The sequence below is a fragment of the Trinickia violacea genome, assembly GCF_005280735.1.
Lineage (GTDB): Bacteria > Pseudomonadota > Gammaproteobacteria > Burkholderiales > Burkholderiaceae > Trinickia_A > Trinickia_A violacea.
Map to the genome: position 1 here is coordinate 2,337,700 of NZ_CP040078.1, position 21,446 is coordinate 2,359,145.

The following is a 21,446-nucleotide window of genomic DNA, read 5'->3' on the forward strand; positions in this document are numbered from 1 at the left end:
CCAGGACACCCACCCTATGCCCCACGTACCCCAGATCAAGATTCCCGCCACCTATATGCGCGGCGGCACCAGCAAAGGCGTGTTCTTCCGCCTGCAGGATTTGCCCGAAGCGGCCCGCGTGCCGGGCGCGGCGCGCGATGCGCTGCTGCTGCGCGTGATCGGCAGCCCGGACCCGTATGGCAAGCAGATCGACGGCATGGGCGGCGCGACGTCGAGCACGAGCAAGACGGTCATCATTTCCAAGAGCAGCAAGCCCGATCACGATGTCGACTACCTATTCGGACAGGTCTCCATCGATAAAGCGTTCGTCGACTGGAGCGGCAATTGCGGCAATCTCTCCGCCGCCGTGGGGCCGTTTGCGATCAGCGCGGGGCTCGTCGATGCAAGCCGCGTGCCGCAGAACGGCGTGGCCATCGTGCGCATCTGGCAGGCCAATATCGGCAAGACCATCATTGCGCACGTGCCGATCACCAAAGGCGCCGTGCAGGAAACCGGCGACTTCGAACTCGACGGCGTGACCTTTCCCGCCGCCGAAGTGCAGCTCGAGTTCATGGACCCGGCAGCCGAGGAAGAAGGCGCCGGCGGCGCGATGTTCCCGACCGGCAACCTGGTCGACGACCTCGACGTGCCGGGTGTCGGCACGCTGAAAGCCACGATGATCAACGCGGGCATCCCCACGATCTTCGTGAACGCCGAGGCCATCGGCTACACGGGCACCGAGCTGCAGGACGCGATCAACGGCGATGCCGACGCGCTCAAGAAGTTCGAGACCATTCGTGCCTACGGCGCGCTGCGCATGGGTTTGATCAAGGATTTGAACGAGATCGCGACGCGGCAGCACACGCCGAAGGTCGCGTTCGTCGCGAAGCCCGCCGACTACGTCGCTTCGAGCGGTAAGCGCGTGGCTGCCGCAGACGTCGACCTGCTCGTGCGCGCGATGTCGATGGGCAAGCTCCATCACGCGATGATGGGCACGGCGGCGGTGGCGATCGGCACGGCTGCCGCGATACCGGGGACGTTGGTCAATCTCGCGACCGGCGGCGGCGAGCGCAACGCGGTGCGCTTCGGCCATCCGTCGGGCACGTTGCGAGTCGGCGCTGAGGCAGCGCTTGCCAACGGCGAATGGACCGTTACGAAAGCGATCATGAGCCGCAGCGCCCGCGTGCTGATGGAAGGCTGGGTGCGCGTGCCTGGCGGCGCGTTCTAAAGTCGGGTCAGAAAGGCTCGGTGATGGGCTTCATCTTGGGCGCCGAGCCGCCGTCGTAGCCCATCTGCAGGACCAGATTGAACACGTCGGACGGCCATGGGTCCGGATAGCTGCCCGCGGGCGCCCCGAGCGCCGCGGCGAGCTTCGGAATCTCGCCGTGGTGCCAGCACACCAACACGACGGCGCCCTTTAAATGAGGCGTAGTCGTCAGCTTGCTTGCCAGGTCGCCATAGTCTTTGTCGGCGATGGAATCGTCGATCGGCAAGCCCATTTTCTTCGCGAAGGGCTCCACCGTTTCATACGGCCGCGCGCTCTCTTTAGAAATCGCGGCCGCAAAGACAAAGCCGATATCCGGATACTGCTGCGGCAACCACGTCGCGAGGTGCTTGGCGCGCTCCTTGCCCGCCGGCGACAGATTCGGGTCGCCCTGCTCGGCGGGCTTCTCGGCGTGGCGCATGAGTACGATCGTCTTCGGCATCATCTGCAGGGTCCTATTTGATCAGTTACCGTCCGGCCCCGGCCGATAGTCGGTCGGCCTTCCCCCGGTCCATTTTCTGAACGCGCGATGAAACGCGCTCGGCTCGGCAAAGCCTACGGCAATCGCGATGTCGGCGATGGTCCGCTCGCCGGCCTGAAGCGATGCGATCGCGATGTCGCGGCGCAGCGCGTCCTTGATCGACTGATACGTGTAGCCCTCTTGCTTGAGCCGCCGCCGCATCGTCGCTTCCGCAAAGCGCAGCTTCGCCGCCATTTCGTCGGCGCCGGGCCACTCGGCGATCGGCATCGCCCGCAATGCGCGGCGCACGCGCGCGGCAACCGAATCCGGGTTGCGGTACTTGACGACGAAAATCGCGGGCGCATCGCGCAGAAACGACTTGAGCGACTTCGCCGTCTGGATCACCGGCAGATCGAGAAAATCGGGCGACAGGTCGACGTACGATGCGCGCTGTCCGAACTTCAAGTCGTCGCAAAACATCAACCGGTATTCGTGCCCTGCCGCCGGCTCGGGGCAGCTGAAGCGCGCCTCGAGAATCGGAATGCGCCGCCCCACGAGCCAGCACACCACGCCATACACGAGGATGAAGTAGGTCGCATACGCGAACATCTGCTTGCGCTCGGCGCCTTCGCGCACGTGGAACGACAGGCGCACCCGGCCGCGTTCCTTGGCGACCTGCGCGCTCATGTCGTCGAGCACGAGCCGCATGAAACCGGTCGTGCGCGCGAGCGCCTGCGCGCCGTCGCGCGCGGTCAGAGCCGCCTGGCACATCGCGATGAAGCTGCCGCTTTTCATCGGATGCGAGTCCTGCCCGAAGAACTCGTCGTCGAGCGCGCGGCAGATCGCGTTCCACAATGCGCCGTATTGCGCCGACGAGACGCGCGCAAGCGGCGAGCCCGATAGCTGCGCCGCGATACCCGCCTCCTCCAAGAGCGGCTGCGGATCGACTCCGCACCGCTTGACGCAGTGCACCGCCTCTTCGACGAGGCTCACTGCGATAGTCCCTTTTTCGTTATGCATTGCAGCAAAGTTGATTCAGCGAACACGTCGCGCGGCAAACGCGCGCGAGCCCCGTCCGCCGATGGCAAATACGCTCAATAAATTTGATCGGCTTGAGCATCGAAAGCCGCCTTCGCGGTTCTTACACTCTGTTGCATCAAGGTCACTACACAATCTGTCGATGACGATCCCGACGCCTGCGCAACACGCTTCGCAGCGCGCGCGGCAGCCGGTCAGACCGCACAGTTTAAGGGGAGCGCGTGATTAGCGCCAAGCCGCCGCCGCGCCGATGCCGCCCCGCCCCGTTCGAATCCGCAACACAGGAACCCTCGTCATGGACGACTTCTACACCGACGAACAACGCATGATCCGAGACGCCGCGCGCGATTTCGCCGCCGAGTGCCTCGCGCCGAACGCCGGCAAGTGGGACCGCGAAGGCGTGCTGCCGCGCGAAGTCGTCTCCCAGCTCGGCGAGCTCGGCCTGCTCGGCATGATGGTGCCGCCCGAATGGGGCGGCACTTACACCGACTACGTGGCCTACGCGCTCGCGCTCGAAGAAATCGCGGCGGGCTGCGCCTCGTGCGCCACCATGATGAGCGTGCACAACTCGGTCGGCTGCGGGCCGATCCTGAACTTCGGCACCGCCGCGCAACAAGCGCGCTGGCTGCGCGATCTCGCGCTCGGCCGGGTCATCGGCGCGTTTTGCCTGACCGAGCCGCAGGCCGGCTCCGAAGCGAACAACCTGAAGACGCGCGCCGTGCTCGAGGACGGGCATTGGGTGCTCAACGGCAGCAAGCAGTTCGTTACCAACGGCAGCCGCGCGGGCATCGCCGTGGTGTTCGCCGTCACCGATCCCGAACTCGGCAAGCGCGGCCTCTCCGCATTCATCGTGCCGACCGATACGCCGGGCTTCAACGTGGGCCGCCCCGAGAGCAAGCTCGGCATCCGCGCTTCCGACACCTGCCCGATCTCGCTCGAAAACTGCCGCATCCCCGAGGAAAACCTGCTTGGCGAGCGCGGCGAAGGCTTGAAGATCGCGCTGTCGAATCTCGAAGGCGGACGCATCGGCATCGCCGCACAAGCGGTCGGCATTGCGCGCGCCGCCTACGCCGCCGCCCGCGAGTACGCGAACGAGCGCATCCAGTTCGGCAAGACGATCAAGGAACACCAGACGATCGCCAACATGCTCGCCGACATGGAAACGCGCCTGAACGCCGCGCGCCTGCTCGTGCATCACGCGGCGCGCCTGCGCAGCGCGGGCAAGCCGTGCTTGTCGGAGGCGTCGCAGGCGAAGCTCTATGCGTCGGAGCTGGCCGAGGAAATCTGCTCGAACGCGATTCAGATTCACGGCGGCTATGGGTATCTCGAAGACTATCCGGTCGAGCGGCACTATCGCGACGCACGCATCACGCAGATCTATGAAGGCACGAGCGAAGTGCAGCGCATGGTGATTGCGCGGCACGTTTGAACTGCGCCCGCGTTTTGCGGGTGCGGCGGCTAACAAGCTCACGGCGCGCAGGCGGTCATCCGTCTGCGAGACCCTATTAAGAGCAGCCAAGGAGAGAGACGACGATGACGGTAGCACAAGGCTTCTTCGACGCGCGCGATTTCCTCTTGCGCCATCGGACCGACTACGAGCGCGCGTATCGCGAGTTCGCGTGGCCGCAGCTCGGCGAGTTCAACTGGGCACTCGATTACTTCGACGCCATGGCACGCGGCAACGACAATCCGGCGCTGTGGATCGTCGATGCGGTTAGCGGGGACGAATTGAAGCTGTCGTTCGCGCAGATGTCGGAGCGCTCGTCGCGCATCGCCAACTCTCTGCGCAGCGCCGGCGTGGCGCGCGGCGATCGCGTGATGTTGATGCTGCCGAACCGCGTCGAGCTATGGGATGCCATGCTCGCTGCGATCAAGCTCGGCGCAGTCGTGCTGCCCGCGACGACGCTGTTGTCGACGAACGAAGTGCGCGACCGCGTCGAAGTCGGCGAACCGAAGTTCGCGATCGTCGATGCGGCCGAGACGGCGAAGTTCGATGCGCTCGATACCACGCTCACCAAGATCGTCGTCGGCAACGCGCATCCGCAAGCCGGCTGGCTCGATTTCGCCGAAGGCTACACGGCCTCCGCGACGTTCACGCCCGCAGGCCTCACACACGCCGGCGACCCGCTGCTGCTCTACTTCACCTCCGGCACGACCTCCAAACCGAAGCTCGTCCAGCACACGCACGAAAGCTACCCTGTAGGCAGCTTGTCGACGATGTATTGGGTCGGCCTGCAGCCCGGCGACGTGCATTGGAACATCAGCTCGCCCGGCTGGGCCAAGCACGCATGGAGCTGCCTTTTCGCGCCGTGGAATGCGCAGGCGTGCGTGTTCGTCTCGCAGTACGCGCGCTTCGACGCCAAGCAGGCGCTCGACACGCTCACGAAGCACGGCATCACGACGATGTGCGCGCCGCCCACCGTCTGGCGCATGCTCGTACAGGAGCCGCTCGCCTCGTACGCGGTAAAGCTGCGCGAGATCGTCGGCGCCGGCGAGCCACTGAATCCGGAGATCATCGAGCGCGTGCGCCGCGCGTGGGGCATCACGATCCGCGACGGCTTCGGCCAGACCGAAACTACGTGCCTGATCGCCAACTCGCCGGGGCAACCGGTCGTGCCCGGCTCGATGGGGCGGCCGATGCCCGGCTACCGGATCGAACTGGTCGATCACGACGGCAACCCCGCTGACGAAGGCGAGATCACACTGCCGCTCGGCAAGCGCGGCGGCCATGCGTCGCCGCATGCGAGCGAACCGCTGGGCCTCATGACCGGCTACGCGAACAATCATGACGCGACCGAACACGTGATGCGCGACGGCCGCTACCGCACCTCCGACGTCGCCGTGCGCCGCCCCGATGGCTACTTCATCTACATCGGCCGCGCCGACGATGTCTTCAAGTCGTCCGACTATCGGCTGAGCCCCTTCGAACTCGAGAGCGTCCTGATCGAGCACGAGGCGATCGCGGAAGCCGCCGTCGTGCCGAGCCCCGACCCGCTGCGCCTGGCGGTGCCGAAGGCATTCATCGCATTGCGTCACGGGTTCGAATTCGGCCCGGACCTCGCCAAGAGCGTGTTCCGCTTCTCGCGCGAAAAACTCGCACCGTACAAGCGGATTCGCCGCATCGAAGTCATCGAGCTGCCGAAGACGATCTCCGGAAAAATCCGCCGTGTCGAGCTGCGGCGCCGCGAGATCGAACGCGGCGATGCGCCCGCGCGCGTTTCGGGGGAGTATTGGGAGGAAGACTTCTCCGACCTGCGCTGACCGAACGTATCCATTCACGCCGCGGCGCTGCGAAGACGCACGCCGCGATTCCTCGATTCCCTACCCCGGTCTATCCATGCCGGGATGCCTTGCACAAGGAGCTGTCAATGAGCGCAATTCCGTCCACCGCTGCCGCTGCTAAAACGCCGACCGTCAAGCTGCTGATCAACGGCGAGTTCGTCGAGTCGTCGTCGAACGAATGGCGCGACATCGTGAACCCGGCCACGCAGGAAGTGCTCGCGCGCGTGCCGTTTGCGACCGCCGCCGAGATCGATGCCGCCGTGCGCTCCGCGCATGCTGCGTTCGCGCAGTGGAAGACGACGCCGATCGGCACGCGCCTGCGCATCATGCTCAAGTACCAGGCGCTGATTCGCGAGCACATGCCGCGCATCGCGAAGATCCTGACCGCCGAGCAAGGCAAGACACTGCCCGACGCCGAAGGCGACATCTTCCGCGGCCTCGAAGTGGTCGAGCATGCGTGCTCGATCGGCACGCTGCAATTGGGCGAGTTCGCCGAGAACGTCGCCGGGGCGGTCGACACCTACACGCTGCGCCAGCCGCTCGGCGTCTGCGCGGGCATCACGCCGTTCAACTTCCCCGCGATGATTCCGCTGTGGATGTTCCCGATGGCGATCGTCTGCGGCAACACGTTCGTGCTGAAGCCATCCGAGCAAGATCCGCTCTCGACGATGGCGCTCGTCGAGCTCGCGATCGAAGCGGGCGTGCCGCGCGGCGTGCTCAACGTCGTCCACGGCGGCAAGGAAGCGGTCGACGCGCTCTGCACGCACGAGCACGTGAAGGCGATCTCGTTCGTCGGCTCGACGGCCGTCGGCACGCACGTCTATACGCTCGCGAGCCAGCACGGCAAGCGCGTGCAGTCGATGATGGGCGCGAAGAACCACGCGGTCGTGCTGCCCGACGCAAACAAGGAGCAGACGCTCAACGCCCTTGCCGGAGCGGGTTTCGGCGCGGCGGGCCAGCGCTGCATGGCGACTTCGGTCGTGGTGCTCGTCGGCGCCTCGCAGCAATGGCTGCCGGAGCTCGTCGAGAAGGCGAAGACGCTGAAGGTCAACGCAGGCACCGAGGCCGGCACCGATATCGGCCCGGTCGTCTCGACGAGCGCGAAGGAACGCATCCTGTCGCTGATCGGCAAAGGTGTCGAAGAAGGCGCGACGCTCGAACTCGACGGCCGCAACGTGAAGGTGCCGGGTTACGAGCAAGGCAACTTCATCGGCCCGACGATCTTCTCGAACGTCACCACCGAGATGACGATCTACACGACCGAAATCTTCGGCCCCGTGCTCGTCGTGCTGAGCGTGCCGACGCTCGACGAAGCGATCGCGCTCGTCAATCGCAACCCGTTCGGCAACGGCGTCGGCCTCTTCACGCAAAGCGGCGCGGCCGCGCGCAAGTTCCAGAGCGAGATCGATATCGGCCAGGTCGGCATCAACATTCCGATTCCGGTGCCCGTGCCGTACTTCAGCTTCACGGGCTCGCGCGGCTCGAAGCTCGGCGACCTCGGCCCGTACGGCAAGCAAGTCGTGCAGTTCTACACGCAGACGAAGACCGTCACCGCACGCTGGTTCGACGACGCGACGACCAACGACGGCGTGAATACGACGATCAGCCTGCGCTGAGCACGCGCTGTGGGCTTGGAGTAGGCGCTAAAGCGCCAACTCCAAGCAACCAAAGCATGGGATGGGAGTAAGTGCTAAAGCACTAACTCCCATCGACAGAGGACTTAACGATGAAAATTGCCTTTATCGGCCTCGGCAACATGGGCGCGCCTATGGCGCGCAATCTGCTGAAAAACGGCCACACGCTGAACGTATTCGACTTGAGCCGCGACGCCGTGCAATCGCTCGTCGACGCCGGCGCAACCGCGAGCGCCTCGCCGAAAGCCGCGGCCACCGGTGTCGAACTCGTCATCACGATGCTGCCCGCAGCCGCCCACGTGAAGAGCGTGCTCACCGCCGACGACGGCGTGCTCGCCGGTATCGCGCGCGGCGTGACGATCGTCGATTCGAGCACGATCGATCCGGCCAGCGCTCAAGGCTTCGCGAAGCTCGCCGCCGAGCATGGCAATCCGTTCGTCGATGCGCCGGTCTCCGGCGGCACCGGCGGCGCGGCCGCGGGCACGCTGACCTTCATGGTGGGCGCGAACGCCACCGCCTACGAGCAAGTCAACCCAGTGCTGGCGGTGATGGGCAAGAACATCGTCCATTGCGGCGACACCGGCATGGGCCAGGTCGCGAAGATCTGCAACAACCTGCTGCTCGGCATCACGATGGCGGGCGTCGCGGAAGCGATGTCGCTGGGCGCCGCGCTCGGCATCGACCCGAAGGTGCTGGCGGGCATCGTCAACACGTCGACGGGCCGTTGCTGGAGCTCGGACACCTACAACCCGTTCCCCGGCATCATCGAGACCGCGCCGTCGTCGCGCGGCTACACGGGCGGTTTCGGCACCGACCTGATGCTCAAGGACCTCGGCCTCGCCGCCGACGCCGCCAAATCCGCGAAGCAGCCGATCTATCTCGGCGCGCTTGCGCAACAGCTTTATCAAACGATGAGCCAGCACGGCGACGGCGGCCTCGACTTTTCGGCCGTCATCAAGCTGTACCGCGACGTGGGAGCGAAGCGATGATCGAACTCGATACCGCGAGCGAACCGGGCGTCGCGCTGATCACGCTGAAGCGCGCGCCGGTCAACGCGTTCACGCCCGAAGGTCTGCTGCAGCTGCAGCGGACAATCGAACAATTGAACGACGAACCGCGCGTGCGCGCGATCGTCATCACCGGCGACGGCCCGAAGTTCTTTTGCGCAGGCGCCGACCTCAATCAATTCGCCGACGGCGACCGCGCACGCGCGCAGCTCGCCGCGCAGCGTTTCGGCGCCGCCTTCGAGACGCTGCAGAACGCCCGCGCGGTCGTGATCGCGGCGATCAACGGCTATGCGATGGGCGGCGGTCTCGAATGCGCGTTGTCGTGTGACGTCCGCATCGCCGAAGAACACGCTCAGCTCGCGCTGCCCGAGCCGGGCGTCGGCCTCCTGCCTTGCGGAGCGGGCACGCAGACCCTGCCCTGGCTCGTCGGCGAGGGCTGGGCCAAGCGGATCATCCTGACCGGCGAACGCGTCGACGCGAAGACGGCGCTGCGTATCAATCTCGTCGAGGAAGTCGTCGAACGCGGCGCGGCGCGCGAAGCGGCGCTCGCGATGGCCCGACGGGTCCCGACGCTGAGCCCGCAAGCCGTGGCGTTCAGCAAATCGCTGATCCATCAGGCCCGCAACGGCGTGCCGCGCGGCGCGGCGCTCGCGCTGGAGCGCGAACGCTTCGTCGATTTGTTCGAGGGCGCCGATCAACGCGAAGGCGTCAACGCCTTCCTCGAAAAACGCACGCCGCGTTGGAGCACGAGCCAGGAAAACAGCCGATGAACATGCCGATGGAAACCACCGAAGCCCCCTCGCAGGGCCGCGTGAATTGTCATGTCGTGAATCGCGTCGCGATCCTGACACTCGACCGGCCGCACGCGTTGAACGCGCTTTCGCACGACATGGTGCGCGAGTTGACCGAGCACGTCGAACGCTGCCGCACGGACGACAGGATCGTCGCACTCGTCTTGCGAGGCAGCGGCGAAAAGGGCTTCTGCGCGGGCGGCGACGTGCGCGCGCTTTACCACGCGTCCCGCACGTCGAGCCCAGCGGACGCCACGCCCCCATGGCAGCAATTCTTCATCGACGAATACCGGCTCGATTTCGCACTGCACGCGTTTCCGAAGCCGATCGTCGCGCTGATGGACGGCATCACGATGGGCGGCGGCATGGGGCTCGCACAGGCGGCGACGCTGCGCATTGCAACCGAGCGCAGCAAGATCGCGATGCCCGAGACGCGCATCGGCTTCGTGCCCGATGTCGGCGCCACGCGCTTCCTGAGCGTCATGCCGGTCGAGCTCGAGCTGTACGTCGGCCTGACCGGCACGACGCTCACGGGCGCCGACGCCGTGCGCTGCCGCCTCGCGGATGCCTGCGTGCCGAGCGAATGGCTGCGCACGTTCGAAGAGCGGCTGCAGCGCATGCCTGCTGACGACATCGAGCGGCTCGAGCGGCACCTTGCCGACGTCTTCATCCCGCCTGCGAACGTCACGCCGCACGCGGCCATCGACGCCTTCATGCCGCTCATCGTCAAGCACTTCGCCGCACGTCTCACGGTTCCGGAAATCGCGGCATCGCTCGCCGCCGATTCGCAGCTCGATCCGCCGCGCGAACTGCGCACCTGGCTGCAAGCGACGCTCGACGCGCTGTCCGCGCATTCGCCGACGATGCTGCGCGTGACCCGCGAGGCGCTGCTGCGCGGACGCTCGATGACGCTCGCGGAATGCTTTCGGATGGAACTCGGCATCGCCACGCGCGCGATCGACGAAGGCGATTTTCGCGAAGGCGTGCGCGCCCATCTCGTCGACAAGGACCGTCAGCCGCGCTGGCAGCCCGCCACGCTGACGGAGGTTCGCGTCGAACGCGAGCGGCATTTCCTCCGCTCGCCGTGGACGAGCGACAAGCACCCGCTCGCCGAGCTCGGTGCGTTGCCGCAGGAACGCGCGTCGAAGCTCGCGGCTTAGGCTGAACTCAAGCCGAATCGATGAGCCCCATCGCGATCGCCTTCACGACCGCTTGCACCTTATTGGTCGCCGAGAGCTTGAACAGAATGTTGTTGACGTGAAAATTGACCGTGCGCTCGGAGATGTTGAGGATCTGACCGATCTCGCACGATGTCTTCCCCTCGCCGGTCCAGCACAGCACCTCGCGCTCGCGCGGCGTCAGCATGACGCTCGCTTCGGGCGCGAGCTTCGGCACGAGAAACTGGCTCATCATCGTGTGCGTGATATTCGCGAGCCAGCTCGTTTGCAGCGTCAAATCGTCGATTTCGGAGGGCGTGAGCGGATCGGACGGACGCGAGATCGTCAGGAGTCCGTACACACCGTGCGCGGCCCAGCTCGAATGCGCGACGCCGACCGCCATCCCGAAGTCGTGCGCGTCTTCCCATAGCTTCGGCGAATCCTCCGGCGGCGCGTCGGGCCAGACGATCAGCCCCGTGCTGTTCATCCCCTCGCGCACCGTCGGATCGATTTGCAGAAAGTTGCTGTCCTGATAGTGCTTCATCCACCCCGTGGGATACGTATCGAAAATGGCCACCGTGGGCTTCGATACCGGCAGCGGCACACGAATCCCATAGCAGCAATACTCGAAGCCCAGCTTCTTGGCGAAATCAGCGATCTGCGTGAACAGTTGCTGCTCGGACCCCGCGCTGCGAAACTGTTGATAAGCGTCTTGCCATAGCAACCCCATTTTTTCCCCGCACATCGTAAGACTGTCATAGTTAGCAGGTCTCACCAGGTCGGCGGGCTGATACAGTCCCGCCATGAAACCCTCTCCCGCACTTCTGCATAGCCCTTCCCCCGATGGCTATGTCCGTGTTCCAGAATGCGTGCTTGCGGATTTGCAATTGGTCCACGTGGATTCCGGCATCGATGAATCATTGCTCTCCGATCTGCGCGCCAGCGATGTCGATGCCGTACGCGCGGGCTACACGGAATGGCAGAGAATGCGGCGCCCTGGTGCTGCGCACATATCGGTGGGGTGGGACTGGTATCTCGACCGCACAACCGGTGCGCTCCTCGTCGCCTGGGACGACGTCAGAAGCAACATCATGTGCATCGACCGGCGCGGCCTCGACCTCGGCATGGCGCGCACGGCGAAGGCGCTCATCTGCAGACTCGCTCAGCTGAACTGGCCGAACGAAGTGGCAAACGCCGTGCTCGTGCCGCGCTTCAACTTGCGCGCCTGCGGCTCCGGCCTTCACTAGCGCCATCCGCTCCCAATACGCTCTTCCAACCCCCACTAATTATCTCGAAATAATCCTTCCGCTCTCTTTATAAGCAAACTCCGGGCGCATTTCAATCTCATTATGAATAGGCGCCGGGGTGCCGCCAACGCCCTCTCATCTGACGTAAACGCCTGTCAACGTTGACAGTTTCGTGTCCTCGGGGCGCGCGATGTAATGCGCTCATTAAAAAAGCACACGCGAGGACTTCATGCGAACGTCAGTTCATGGCGACGGGCGGTTGCCCGCGCCCCTCGACACGGCTCTCGCGCACTATCGGCATCGAATCTTCGTCGAACAGCTCGGCTGGAAGCTCCCAGGCGCCGACGATCACTTCGAGCGCGATCAATACGACCGGGAAGACACGGTTTATGTGGTCGCTCGTGACGACGAGACGGGGTCGATCTGCGGTTGCGCCAGACTCTTGCCGACAACCCGCCCCTATTTGCTGCAGGAACTGTTCCCGTTTCTTCTCGCGGACGACATGCCGGCCCCCGCCGCCCGCGATGTCTGGGAGTTGTCGCGATTTGCGGCAAACCCGGCGGCGAATCCGGCCGCGTCCGACCTCAACCACGAGGACTCGGCTTGGGCCGTGCGGCCGATGCTGGCGTCGGTCGTCGAGTGCGCCGCAAAGCTTGGCGCGCGCCAATTGATCGGTGTGACGTTTCTCAGCATGGAGCGGCTGTTCCGGCGAATCGGCGTGCACGCGCACCGGGCGGGCGCGCCGCGGCGGATCGACGACCGGATGGTGGTCGCGTGCTGGATCGACATCGATAGCCAGACGCTGAGCGCACTGGGGCTCGATCCCTCATTAGGGCTCATGCAGTCGAAGCTGGCGGCTTGAGCCAGCCATCCCTGGCGACTAGCCATCCGCAACTATCTGAAATCGCACGCATGACGCCTCCCGCTTTGTCGCTCACGCCCTTGGCCCTGCCGCTCGATACGGGGCGCGATCCGGCGCGCGCGAGCGCCGCGCCTCGGCTCGACACTCGGCTTCGTTCGGAACGGGCGGCTCGCAAAGCGAGCGGCGCGCTCGCGCTGTGCTATCGCGGTGAGATCCATTCGTTGCTGGAGCAGCGTGTCCCGCCCGCCGAAAGCGGGCCCGCAGCGCTCGAGGCGCTGGCCGCGCTTTGGCACATCGATATGCCGCCGCGCGTCGCGCGCGACGCCGCGCACGTGTTCGCGCCGCAGGAAGACGGCGCCTCGCCGCGCTTCGGCGCCTGGGAGGCTCGCGCATGCCCGCCCAAGGCGCTCGCGGCACTGCAAGCCTGCGCGCGATCGACCGTGAGAAACCGCCTGACGCTGATCCAGTCGCGTGCGCGCTCGACCTTCGATCTCGTCGAAGAGATCGCACAGCCGCTCTGGCCGGACGTGCTCGCGGCATGGTGCGGTCTCGCCGAACAGCAGCGCCGCCGGCTCCATCATCTCGGCCGCGCCCTGCGGCTGGCGCTCGTGCCCGGCAAGCTGTCCCGCGCCGGCGTCACAAGCGCGATTGGCGCCATCGACGAGCTGCACCGGATCTTCGCCAGCGCCTATCGCCAGCCGCGCGATGTGACGCGCATGCCGAGCCTGTTTGCTGCCCTCGAGAGCGGCTGGACACCGGCGCTCGGCCCGATCGAGGATGTAATCGTTATCGCAGGCATGCGGATCTTGCTTTGCGGCAGCGAAGGCGTGCCTGGGCGGATTGGCGATCTCGTCAATCTGCTGATCGATCGGCGCGAGCTGGCGGCGGAATGGCTCGCGCGGCCCGACGCCCTCGCCCGCTTCGTCAATCCCGGCCAGCGCTCGCTAGCCCAGGCGCTCGCTCAAATGCAGGCGCAAGCCGTCCTCGAAGTCCTGCTGCCGTGCTTCGACCGTATCGATCGCGCGCCGCGCGGCACCACGTGGCAGACGCGCTCCGGGTTGAAGCGCCTCGAGCACCTCGTGTTGCGCCTCGGCGCTTGAATAACCCACCGCCAAGCATGGGATCAGAGTAGGCGCTAAAGCGCTAACTCTGATCGACATAGGAGATCAACGTGCCCAAACCTTCCGCCTCCCGCGTGGCGTTATCAGGTTTCAGCTTCGCCAAGCGAGCGCGGATGGCGCTCGAATATCCAGGCGTTGCACAACGTATGCCGTTTGTGCGCCTCAACCGCGACGGCCTTGTGTTCAGCCTCGGCGAGCCCGCCAAACTGCCGCCGGTCAGCCTGCCTAGGCCAGCCGCGATCGTTTGCGGAAACGAGCCGCTGTGCGACATGCGCGTGGTCATACGCAGCGTGGATCGCGCCATCGGCGGCAGGCTGGAACTGACCGTCCAGCCTTCGCGCGCAGACGATGACGAGCTGCTCTGGCAAACGCTGCGTGCCTACCAACAGCGGCACCGGCGTGACCTTGTCCACTGGTCGCTCGTGCGGCAGCCAGAGCCAGGCCGCGCGCCCGATCACACCCGCCACGCGCAGTTGCGGCGGCTGCGCGTGCCGCTCGCGACCGGCTGGAGCTGCGAATCGCAAAACGACCCGGCTGCGGGCGAACCGCTCGACGCCTGCGCGCTTCACACCGCGACGTTGACGGTCGAGCGTCGCGACGACGCGCTCTTTCTCGCCGACTGGCTCGAATACCACTTCGCGGAAATCGACGCGCGCTCGAAACTCGCGTCGCCCTTTGTCTTATTGCAGGAAGTCGAATCGCGGCTGACGGGCCGGGATGTGCGCGTCCAATTCCGCTACGAATTCGCCGCTATGGCTGCGCAGGAAGCGACGAAGCAAGTCTGCGGCTGGATCGAGACGGAACTGGCGACGCGCTTTCACATGCCCGTCGAGTGCGTTCTGGATGAGGCGCCGGGCCAGTCGGGCGCCGATGCCGAACTCACGGCCAACGGCGCGCCCGACGACGGAACGCTCGCAGGCTACTCGTTCTCTTCGAAGTAGAAGTGGCCGAATTTGACCTGCTTCGTGCGGATGTAGCGTTCGTTTTCTTCACGCACCGGGATCGCGAGCGCGACGCGCTCGCAAACCGGAATGCCGTGTTTCGACAGCGTGTCGAACTTCTTCGGGTTGTTGCTCATCAGCCGCACCGACGTCACCTTGAGGATGCGCAGAATCGCTGCGGCGGAGTCGTACTCGCGCGCATCGTCGGGCAAGCCGAGCTCGAGATTCGCCTCGACGGTATCGAGCCCCTGTTCTTGCAGCGCGTACGCCCGAATCTTGTTGGAAAGGCCGATGCCGCGCCCTTCGTGCCCGCGCAGATAAAGCAGCACACCGCGCCCTTCGGCCGCGATGTAGCGCAACGCCAGGTCGAGCTGCTCGCCGCAATCGCAGCGATACGAACCCAATACGTCGCCCGTCAGGCATTCCGAATGCAAGCGCGTCAGCACCGACTGCTGATCGCCGACCTCACCCATGACGAGCGCCAGATGCTCGGCATCGCCCCCGTTCACGCGAAACGCGTACGAAGTGAACGTGCCGTAGCGGGTGGGAAGCGTCGCCGTTGCGGCGAGCGTGACGCATTCTCCGGCGGAGGCGCCATCGGCTGGCGACGAAGTGTGAGGCGTGGACATGGCGATAGGCAAGTGCGCGAGGCAGGATTTCAGGGTGTACCGGCAACCGGTACGCGGAATCGAAGTTTACCGCTAATCCCAATATCAGTTTCGGAACGCACTTTTGCGCGCTTGCATACAAGCTAAGGGTCGGCCCTGGCGCGAGACGCCGCGCACGCGCCTATACTTGAACCCAAGCAACTCGCTTTTGCCGTTGAACCGTGCCCCTTAACATCAAAACGGAGACACCTTCATGCCAAGCGTTGCGCAAATCATCAAGTCCAAACCCGAGCAGTCCGTCGTGACGATCGAGGCCGACAAATCGGTCTTCGACGCCATCAAGCTCATGTCCGACCGGCAAATCGGCGCGCTCATCGTGACGCAGGGCGCCGACATCGTCGGCATCGTCACCGAACGCGACTACGCTCGCAAAGTCGTGCTGATGGACCGCTCGTCAAAAACCACGCCTGTGCGCGACATCATGACCAGGTCGGTGCGCTACGTGCGCTTGAACGAGACCGCGCAGGACTGCATGGCGCTCATGACCGAGCACCGGATGCGTCACCTGCCTGTCATCGACGACGGCAAGCTCGTCGGCATGGTGTCGATCGGGGATCTGGTGAAGAACATCATCTCGGAGCAGCAGTTCACGATCGAGCAGCTCGAGCACTACATCACGGGGGCGCACACCTGAGTTCGGCGCATCCGCGACATCGGCAGGCGCGCCGCGCATCGGGCGATGCGGGCTAGTCTGCCGCAAACTACGTCGCACGGCGCCTTGCGCGCCGCGCGTGCCGGCGACTCAATATCAGCGGCCGAAGTAGACCGACATCGGGCCATTGGCGTTCGCAGCCGGACCACCCACTTGCGACGCACCGCTCACTTGCGGGCCGTAGCCGCTCGTACCGGCCGTGGCGGTCTGCACGTCCTGCCTGTGCACGCGCTGTTCTGCCGCCTGGATGTCGGACGGATAGGTCAGGTTGTCCGATCCCGGCTGATACCCCGCTTTTTCCAATTGCACGAGTTCTGCGCGCACTTGCGCGCGGCTCAGCGGCTGGGCGGATTGAGCAAACGAAGGCACCGGTGCGGCCAGGACAGTAGCGAGGACAGCTGCGTAGACGATCGATTTCATGATGATTACCTCCCGATTTTGTGGTTGCGTCGCAACGACTGGATGTCTTAAGCGATTAACTTCAGTCTAGTCAGCACCACTTTCGGCAAAAACCCCCGTCTCGGATAAGCACTTTTACAATCTCAGAAAGAATGCCGCATCAAAGCGTTACGCTTCTCGCGAAGCACTACGCGTTTCGCATTAATGTTCATCGATGGGAAAATCGAGCCGGCCGCGGATTTGAGATGAGGCTCATGCGGGAAAAACGATCAAAAAATCGGACTAGTCGCAATGCCGGTACTAATCGATTGCTTTGCGCGATTCGTTTCACACGCTGCCTGCGATAACACGCGGCTATGCGACGCATGGTTGCGTAATTCAATCCGCGCCGCGCTAGACAGGCGGTGCGGTACACGCCAATCCACACTTGAAATGGAATTCAAACGCAGCAGACAAACATTGACGGCGCATTTAGCATCACTACTCAAGTACGGCAATGAAGGATAAGACGTTAAAGATGTATTTGTCTGGTATGATTTTTCAAGTACCACCATTGCCTCCAAAAGGAGAGCCAATTCGGTGAAAGCGATTCAACCTATTCACCGAACATAGCCTTTGCAACTTCCGAGGGTGAAATGCCGCGACAATTCATCGAGCAAATGTCTCCGCTATGGCAAGCCACAGACGAGAAATCGTGGTTCCACGCGCTTTCCGCATTGGGGAGCAAATACGGCTTCGAGCACACGCTTTTTGCGGTCGTGCCAAGGCCTGGGATGAAATATGTCGACATGTATCTGCGCAGCAACTACCCGACTGACTGGCGGAAGATCTACGTCGACGAGGGGTACGTCTTGATTGACCCGACGGTGGAGCACTGTTGGACCCGGATGAGCCCTCTCATCTGGTCATCAAAACAGTTCGAAGGCGAGGAGCAGCAGAAATTTTACGAAGAAGCCTGCCAGTATGGCATTCGAACCGGTGTGACGCTGCCGATCCATGGACCGAAGCAAGAGCTCGGGATGCTGTGCTTCGTATCAAGCGAAAAATCGACGGACGATCTTCGGAAGCAGATTGAACAAGATCTGCCAACGTTGACCCTGTTGCGCGATGTCGCATTCGATATGAGCCAGCGCTTCCTGCACAGCCATACGGAAACACTGATCCCGAAACTGACGCCGCGCGAGTCCGAATGCCTGAAATGGACGGCTCAAGGAAAATCGACGTGGGAGATCGCGAAGATATTCGGTTGCTCCGAAGCCACAATCAATTTCCACATGACCAACATTCGCACGAAGTTCGGCGTCAGCTCCAGAAGCGCCGCAGCGGTCAAAGCAACCCGAATGGGCTTGATAGATCCTGACTAACCACCGTTGGCCAGCGCGCGGCGGGGCGCGACTGCGAAACACGCGTAATATCGTCATCCGATATAATTTTTTCAAAATAAAGCCTGAGCAGAATCATCACAGGCTTCGGAATACTCGCACCGAGTTCAAACCGGCTGCCACGCGACTGCGTCACGCCAAAGCGCGACCAGAAGCGCTTCTGACTCTCCCTCACTTTTTTGCGATATGCCTGGATAAAGGCACTATTGATTTCGACATGCGCCGGCAGGCGCGGCTCGTGGGACTCCACCGAGTAAAGTTCGACGCTCGACATAATTGCCTCCTCGTTGAGATCTTAAGGTCTGCATCATCTCAAGCCTTGCAGCAATTTGTACCTATCTCGCTAGACAGTTACACGATCCACTCAAAACGCATAATTTCACATGCTCTTTACGTAGCAGCGCTAACACTGGAGAGCAAAATGAAAGCAAGGATTAGAATCGGCACGCGGCAAGATTTCGAGATGGGGGAATTGGCACAGATGTATCGTTTGCGCGCCAAGGTCTTCCGCGACCGGATGAAGTGGGACGTCGCGATCCTGTCCGGCATGGAGATCGACGGGTATGACGCTTTGTCGCCACACTACATGCTCGTGCACGGCAGCTCAAACGAGCTGCGAGGGTGCTGGCGCGTCCTGCCCACCGAAGGCCCTTACATGCTGAAAGACACCTTCCCCGAACTGTTGCATGGACGGCCGATCCCTGAGGATCCTCGCATTTGGGAACTGAGCCGTTTTGCGATCGAGTCGGACGCGGGGGAGCGTTTCGCGTTTGGCGATCTTGCGCTGGACGCAATGCGAGAAATCGTGAACTTTGCCGATCGCATGGGCATCGTGAGTTATGTCACGGTGACAACGACGAGTGTGGAGCGCTTGCTGAAGCGGACCGGCATCGACATGAGCCGCTTCGGCCCGCCGATGCGAATCGGCGTCGAAAACGCGGTAGCCCTGACCATTGAAATGAACGAGCAGACCCATCACGCGCTTTTCGGCCAAGTTGCAAAAGCGGCGTGATCGCTTTCCCAATATAGATAGCGAAAACCGGCCGACTCGCTAAGTCCGGCCGGTTTCGCTCAAGTTTCAAGTTCCCCCCAACGCGCTCACCGCGTCCCGACACCCCTTCCCCTTGCAAATCTTGGAGACATCTCAAAAACGTGATATACCGTTTATATTATTCCAACTTGCGAAGGAGCCCGACCATGCCGACCAAAAAGGCAACCACCGACGCCGTCGAAAAGCGCGCATCGTCTTCTGCCGCCAAGTCGAAAGCAACCACCAAAACGACGGTGAAGCCCGCCGCGAAGGCCGCTGAAAAACCGGCCAAGCCGGCGGTCGCTGCGCAAGCGGCCGCTGCCCCGGCGACTAACGGCGCGCAGGCCGCCGGCGCGAAGAAGAAAAAAGCCGAGAAACGCGACAAGGTGATCCGCGACAGCTTCACGATGCCCAAGCACGACTTCGAAAAGATCGCCGAACTCAAGGCCGTCTGCTTGAAAAGCGGTGTCGTCGTGAAGAAAAGCGAACTGTTGCGCGCCGGTCTGGCAGCCCTCGCCGCCTTGCCCGAGAAGAAATTGCTGGCCGTGGTCGCGTCGGTCGAAACCGTCAAGACCGGGCGTCCGGCGACCCACTGAGCGCGAGCGGCTCGAGCAGCCGCTTCGGCCCGCTCACGAAGCGACTGCCGGGCACATAAAAGCGCAGCGGCGCATGCATCTCGCGCGAGAGGCCGATGCGCTTGGTCGATGCGACGCGCACGGTGTCCGGCGCGAGCCGTCCGATCCACAGCACTTCTTTGCCGCATAGATCGGCACCATCCCATTCGGGACCGATCGCCAGCGCAGCGCACAGGCGCCCCGGCCCGCGCGCGAGGTCGACGAGCTTCGCCCCCGGACGGCGCGCCTGCATCAGTTCGATCCCGTCGAGCGGCTCGATAGCGCGAAAGAGTACTCCCGCGCCGACGCCCTCCTCTTCGCTCGACATGTTGATCGTGTACGAGGCTCCGTAGACAAGCCGCATGTGCGCGTGGCCGCGCGCCCGAAAAAGTGCCCCGTTGTGGGGCCTTAGGCCGCGATACGCGTAACTCGTCGAATCGCCGACCGGATACGCCTCCGTCTCGACAATCCGACCGCTCACACGCCCGTGCGGCGAATCGTGCACGAGGCATTTGCCGATCATCCAGCGCGCGAGCTCGACGGTATCGACGGGCAGTGCATCACGTGCAAGCCGCACGATTGGAAACGTTTCCGAAGGCACGGTCAGCGCCTTGCGGCATCGAGACGCTCACGCATGCCGGCTTCATGACGATCCCGCAAAACATTTCTCCGCAAGGAAAATCGCTTGGCATCTTACTCCATGTATCGATCGGAAACTTTTGTACAATCGCGCGGTCGGCGGTAGAACGCCGCATCTCGCTCGCCACACCGCTATAACAAAGGAAATTATTGATGGCCCGATCACCAAACAAGCTGCCTGGTTGGACTCTCTGGGTGCCGATTGCGGCCTGGATCATACTGGCCGCATCGACAGTCGCTGGCGGCGCGGGATGGTTCGTTGCACTGGTCGCGCTGTGCGTGGCGGGCGCGGTGTTTTCCGCCGTGCACCACGCCGAGGTGGTCGCACATCGGGTCGGCGAACCGCTCGGCACACTGGTGCTCGCGGTAGCGGTGACCGTCATCGAGGTCGCGTTGATCGTTTCGGTGATGCTGACAGCCGGGCCGGAAAAGGCCGGGCTGGCGCGCGACACCGTGTTCGCCGCCGTGATGATCGTCTGCAACGGCATCGTGGGGATTTGCCTCTTGGTCGGCGGGTTGCGCCACGGCGAGCAGAACTTCCGGGTGAGCGGCGCGAATACCGCGATGTCGGTCCTCGCATCGCTCTCGATCTTGACGCTCGTCATGCCGAACTACTTGAACGCGGCACCCGGACCGTTTTTATCGACTTCACAGCTCGCGTTCGCCGGTGTGTCGTCACTCGTCCTTTATAGCGTCTTCGTTTTCGTTCAGACGATTCGCCACCGCGATTATTTCCTGGCCGACGCGCGGGCCTCTGATGAATCCGTGCATGCCGCTCCGCCCAGCGTGCGCACCACGCTCATCAGTTCCGCGTTTCTGCTCATCGCGCTTGTCGCCGTCGTGCTGCTCGCCAAGCTGCTTTCGCCGGCAGTCGAGAGCGCCGTGCGGGCGGCAGGCGCGCCGGAGGCCGTCGTCGGCATCGTGATCGCTGCACTCGTGCTGCTGCCCGAAGGGCTCGCGGCGGTAAGCCAGGCCCGCGCAAACCGCCTGCAGACCAGCCTCAACCTGGCGCTCGGTTCGGCGCTCGCCAGTATCGGCCTGACGATTCCGACCGTGGCGGTGGTGTTCATCTGGACCGGGAAGGCGCTGACGCTCGGCATAGGCGGGATGGAGACGGTGCTGCTGGCGTTGACGCTGCTTGTCGGCACGCTCACGCTTGCCACGGGCCGCACGACCATTCTGCAAGGGGCCGTGCATCTTTCGCTGTTCGCCGCATATTTGTTCTTGTCGATTACGCATTGAGCAACGGGCCGGCGTTGCCGTGCGCCGTCCACCCACG

The 21,446-nt window shown here is 63.7% G+C and carries 23 protein-coding genes; 16 read left to right on the plus strand and 7 right to left on the minus strand.

The window, feature by feature from the left end:
- Positions 1-16: 16 nt before the first annotated feature.
- A complete protein-coding gene (prpF, locus tag FAZ95_RS32540; protein ID WP_137336512.1) occupies positions 17-1,207 on the plus strand; it encodes a 2-methylaconitate cis-trans isomerase PrpF in 1,191 nt (396 codons plus the stop codon).
- A gap of 7 nt (positions 1,208-1,214) precedes the next feature.
- Here the strand turns inward: prpF and FAZ95_RS32545 are convergent, their stop codons facing one another.
- Positions 1,215-1,688, minus strand: coding sequence for a SixA phosphatase family protein (locus FAZ95_RS32545; protein WP_137336513.1), 474 nt, complete (start codon positions 1,686-1,688; stop codon positions 1,215-1,217).
- A gap of 18 nt (positions 1,689-1,706) precedes the next feature.
- A complete protein-coding gene (locus FAZ95_RS32550) occupies positions 1,707-2,723 on the minus strand; it encodes an AraC family transcriptional regulator (RefSeq protein WP_137336514.1) in 1,017 nt (338 codons plus the stop codon).
- Positions 2,724-3,036: 313 nt separating this feature from the next.
- Here FAZ95_RS32550 and FAZ95_RS32555 point away from each other — a divergent pair, with 313 nt between their 5' ends.
- From FAZ95_RS32555 to FAZ95_RS32580, 6 genes are all read left to right on the plus strand, one after another.
- Positions 3,037-4,170, plus strand: a complete 1,134-nt coding sequence (locus tag FAZ95_RS32555) for an acyl-CoA dehydrogenase (protein WP_137336515.1) — start codon at positions 3,037-3,039, stop codon at positions 4,168-4,170.
- 104 nt (positions 4,171-4,274) lie between these two features.
- Positions 4,275-6,002 carry an AMP-binding protein gene (locus FAZ95_RS32560; protein ID WP_137336516.1) on the plus strand — a complete coding sequence of 576 codons (1,728 nt, stop codon included), beginning with the start codon at positions 4,275-4,277 and terminating at the stop codon, positions 6,000-6,002.
- A gap of 107 nt (positions 6,003-6,109) precedes the next feature.
- Positions 6,110-7,639, plus strand: a complete 1,530-nt coding sequence (locus FAZ95_RS32565; protein ID WP_137336517.1) for a CoA-acylating methylmalonate-semialdehyde dehydrogenase — start codon at positions 6,110-6,112, stop codon at positions 7,637-7,639.
- Between the two features lie 110 nt (positions 7,640-7,749).
- A complete protein-coding gene (mmsB, locus tag FAZ95_RS32570) occupies positions 7,750-8,646 on the plus strand; it encodes a 3-hydroxyisobutyrate dehydrogenase (protein WP_137336518.1) in 897 nt (298 codons plus the stop codon).
- Positions 8,643-9,434, plus strand: a complete 792-nt coding sequence (locus FAZ95_RS32575; protein WP_137336519.1) for an enoyl-CoA hydratase — start codon at positions 8,643-8,645, stop codon at positions 9,432-9,434. The genes mmsB and FAZ95_RS32575 overlap by 4 nt, the downstream gene beginning before the upstream one ends.
- The gene (locus tag FAZ95_RS32580) at positions 9,431-10,615 is read left to right on the plus strand and encodes an enoyl-CoA hydratase/isomerase family protein (protein ID WP_254700045.1); all 1,185 of its coding nucleotides are present in this window, start codon (positions 9,431-9,433) and stop codon (positions 10,613-10,615) included. Before FAZ95_RS32575 ends, FAZ95_RS32580 begins: the two co-directional genes overlap by 4 nt.
- 7 nt (positions 10,616-10,622) lie before the next feature.
- Here FAZ95_RS32580 and FAZ95_RS32585 read toward each other — a convergent pair whose 3' ends face one another.
- On the minus strand, positions 10,623-11,342 hold the full coding sequence (locus FAZ95_RS32585; RefSeq protein WP_137337716.1) for an autoinducer binding domain-containing protein: 720 nt from the start codon (positions 11,340-11,342) through the stop codon (positions 10,623-10,625).
- Between the two features lie 73 nt (positions 11,343-11,415).
- Here FAZ95_RS32585 and FAZ95_RS32590 point away from each other — a divergent pair, with 73 nt between their 5' ends.
- The 4 genes from FAZ95_RS32590 (at position 11,416) to FAZ95_RS32605 (ending at position 14,783) form a co-directional block, all read left to right on the plus strand.
- Entirely contained in the window at positions 11,416-11,859 is a 444-nt protein-coding gene (locus FAZ95_RS32590; RefSeq protein WP_137336520.1) for a DUF4902 domain-containing protein, read from the plus strand.
- Between the two features lie 229 nt (positions 11,860-12,088).
- Complete coding sequence (locus FAZ95_RS32595; protein WP_137336521.1) at positions 12,089-12,721, plus strand: acyl-homoserine-lactone synthase; 633 nt, start codon at positions 12,089-12,091, stop codon at positions 12,719-12,721.
- A 50-nt stretch (positions 12,722-12,771) separates the two neighbouring features.
- A complete protein-coding gene (locus tag FAZ95_RS32600; protein WP_137336522.1) occupies positions 12,772-13,821 on the plus strand; it encodes a hypothetical protein in 1,050 nt (349 codons plus the stop codon).
- A 71-nt stretch (positions 13,822-13,892) separates the two neighbouring features.
- Positions 13,893-14,783, plus strand: coding sequence for a hypothetical protein (locus FAZ95_RS32605; RefSeq protein ID WP_137336523.1), 891 nt, complete (start codon positions 13,893-13,895; stop codon positions 14,781-14,783).
- Here the strand turns inward: FAZ95_RS32605 and ribA are convergent.
- Complete coding sequence (gene ribA / locus FAZ95_RS32610; RefSeq protein WP_137336524.1) at positions 14,762-15,412, minus strand: GTP cyclohydrolase II; 651 nt, start codon at positions 15,410-15,412, stop codon at positions 14,762-14,764. The genes FAZ95_RS32605 and ribA overlap by 22 nt on opposite strands.
- A gap of 232 nt (positions 15,413-15,644) precedes the next feature.
- Here ribA and FAZ95_RS32615 point away from each other — a divergent pair, with 232 nt between their 5' ends.
- Positions 15,645-16,085, plus strand: coding sequence for a CBS domain-containing protein (locus FAZ95_RS32615; protein WP_137336525.1), 441 nt, complete (start codon positions 15,645-15,647; stop codon positions 16,083-16,085).
- 114 nt (positions 16,086-16,199) lie between these two features.
- Here the strand turns inward: FAZ95_RS32615 and FAZ95_RS32620 are convergent, their stop codons facing one another.
- Positions 16,200-16,523 carry a DUF4148 domain-containing protein gene (locus FAZ95_RS32620; protein WP_137336526.1) on the minus strand — a complete coding sequence of 108 codons (324 nt, stop codon included), beginning with the start codon at positions 16,521-16,523 and terminating at the stop codon, positions 16,200-16,202.
- A 638-nt stretch (positions 16,524-17,161) separates the two neighbouring features.
- Between FAZ95_RS32620 and FAZ95_RS32625 the strand changes: the two genes are divergently transcribed.
- Positions 17,162-17,866, plus strand: coding sequence for a helix-turn-helix transcriptional regulator (locus FAZ95_RS32625; RefSeq protein ID WP_137337717.1), 705 nt, complete (start codon positions 17,162-17,164; stop codon positions 17,864-17,866).
- Here the strand turns inward: FAZ95_RS32625 and FAZ95_RS40290 are convergent.
- On the minus strand, positions 17,829-18,158 hold the full coding sequence (locus FAZ95_RS40290) for a helix-turn-helix domain-containing protein (protein ID WP_254700047.1): 330 nt from the start codon (positions 18,156-18,158) through the stop codon (positions 17,829-17,831). The two genes, FAZ95_RS32625 and FAZ95_RS40290, sit on opposite strands and share 38 nt — an antisense overlap.
- Positions 18,159-18,305: 147 nt before the next feature.
- Here FAZ95_RS40290 and FAZ95_RS32635 point away from each other — a divergent pair, with 147 nt between their 5' ends.
- Together FAZ95_RS32635 and FAZ95_RS32640 are read left to right on the plus strand one after the other, a co-directional pair.
- Positions 18,306-18,896 (plus strand): acyl-homoserine-lactone synthase, encoded by a 591-nt coding sequence (locus FAZ95_RS32635; protein ID WP_137336527.1) that lies wholly within the window; start codon positions 18,306-18,308, stop codon positions 18,894-18,896.
- Positions 18,897-19,081: 185 nt separating this feature from the next.
- Positions 19,082-19,510: a hypothetical protein gene (locus FAZ95_RS32640; RefSeq protein ID WP_137336528.1), complete on the plus strand. Its 429-nt coding sequence runs from the start codon at positions 19,082-19,084 to the stop codon at positions 19,508-19,510.
- Here the strand turns inward: FAZ95_RS32640 and FAZ95_RS32645 are convergent.
- Positions 19,482-20,105: a DNA-3-methyladenine glycosylase gene (locus FAZ95_RS32645; RefSeq protein ID WP_437437755.1), complete on the minus strand. Its 624-nt coding sequence runs from the start codon at positions 20,103-20,105 to the stop codon at positions 19,482-19,484. The two genes, FAZ95_RS32640 and FAZ95_RS32645, sit on opposite strands and share 29 nt — an antisense overlap.
- Before the next feature lie 215 nt (positions 20,106-20,320).
- On the opposite strand from FAZ95_RS32645, the gene FAZ95_RS32650 reads away from it, so the two are divergent.
- Positions 20,321-21,409 carry a calcium:cation antiporter gene (locus FAZ95_RS32650; protein ID WP_137336530.1) on the plus strand — a complete coding sequence of 363 codons (1,089 nt, stop codon included), beginning with the start codon at positions 20,321-20,323 and terminating at the stop codon, positions 21,407-21,409.
- Positions 21,410-21,446: the final 37 nt, after the last annotated feature.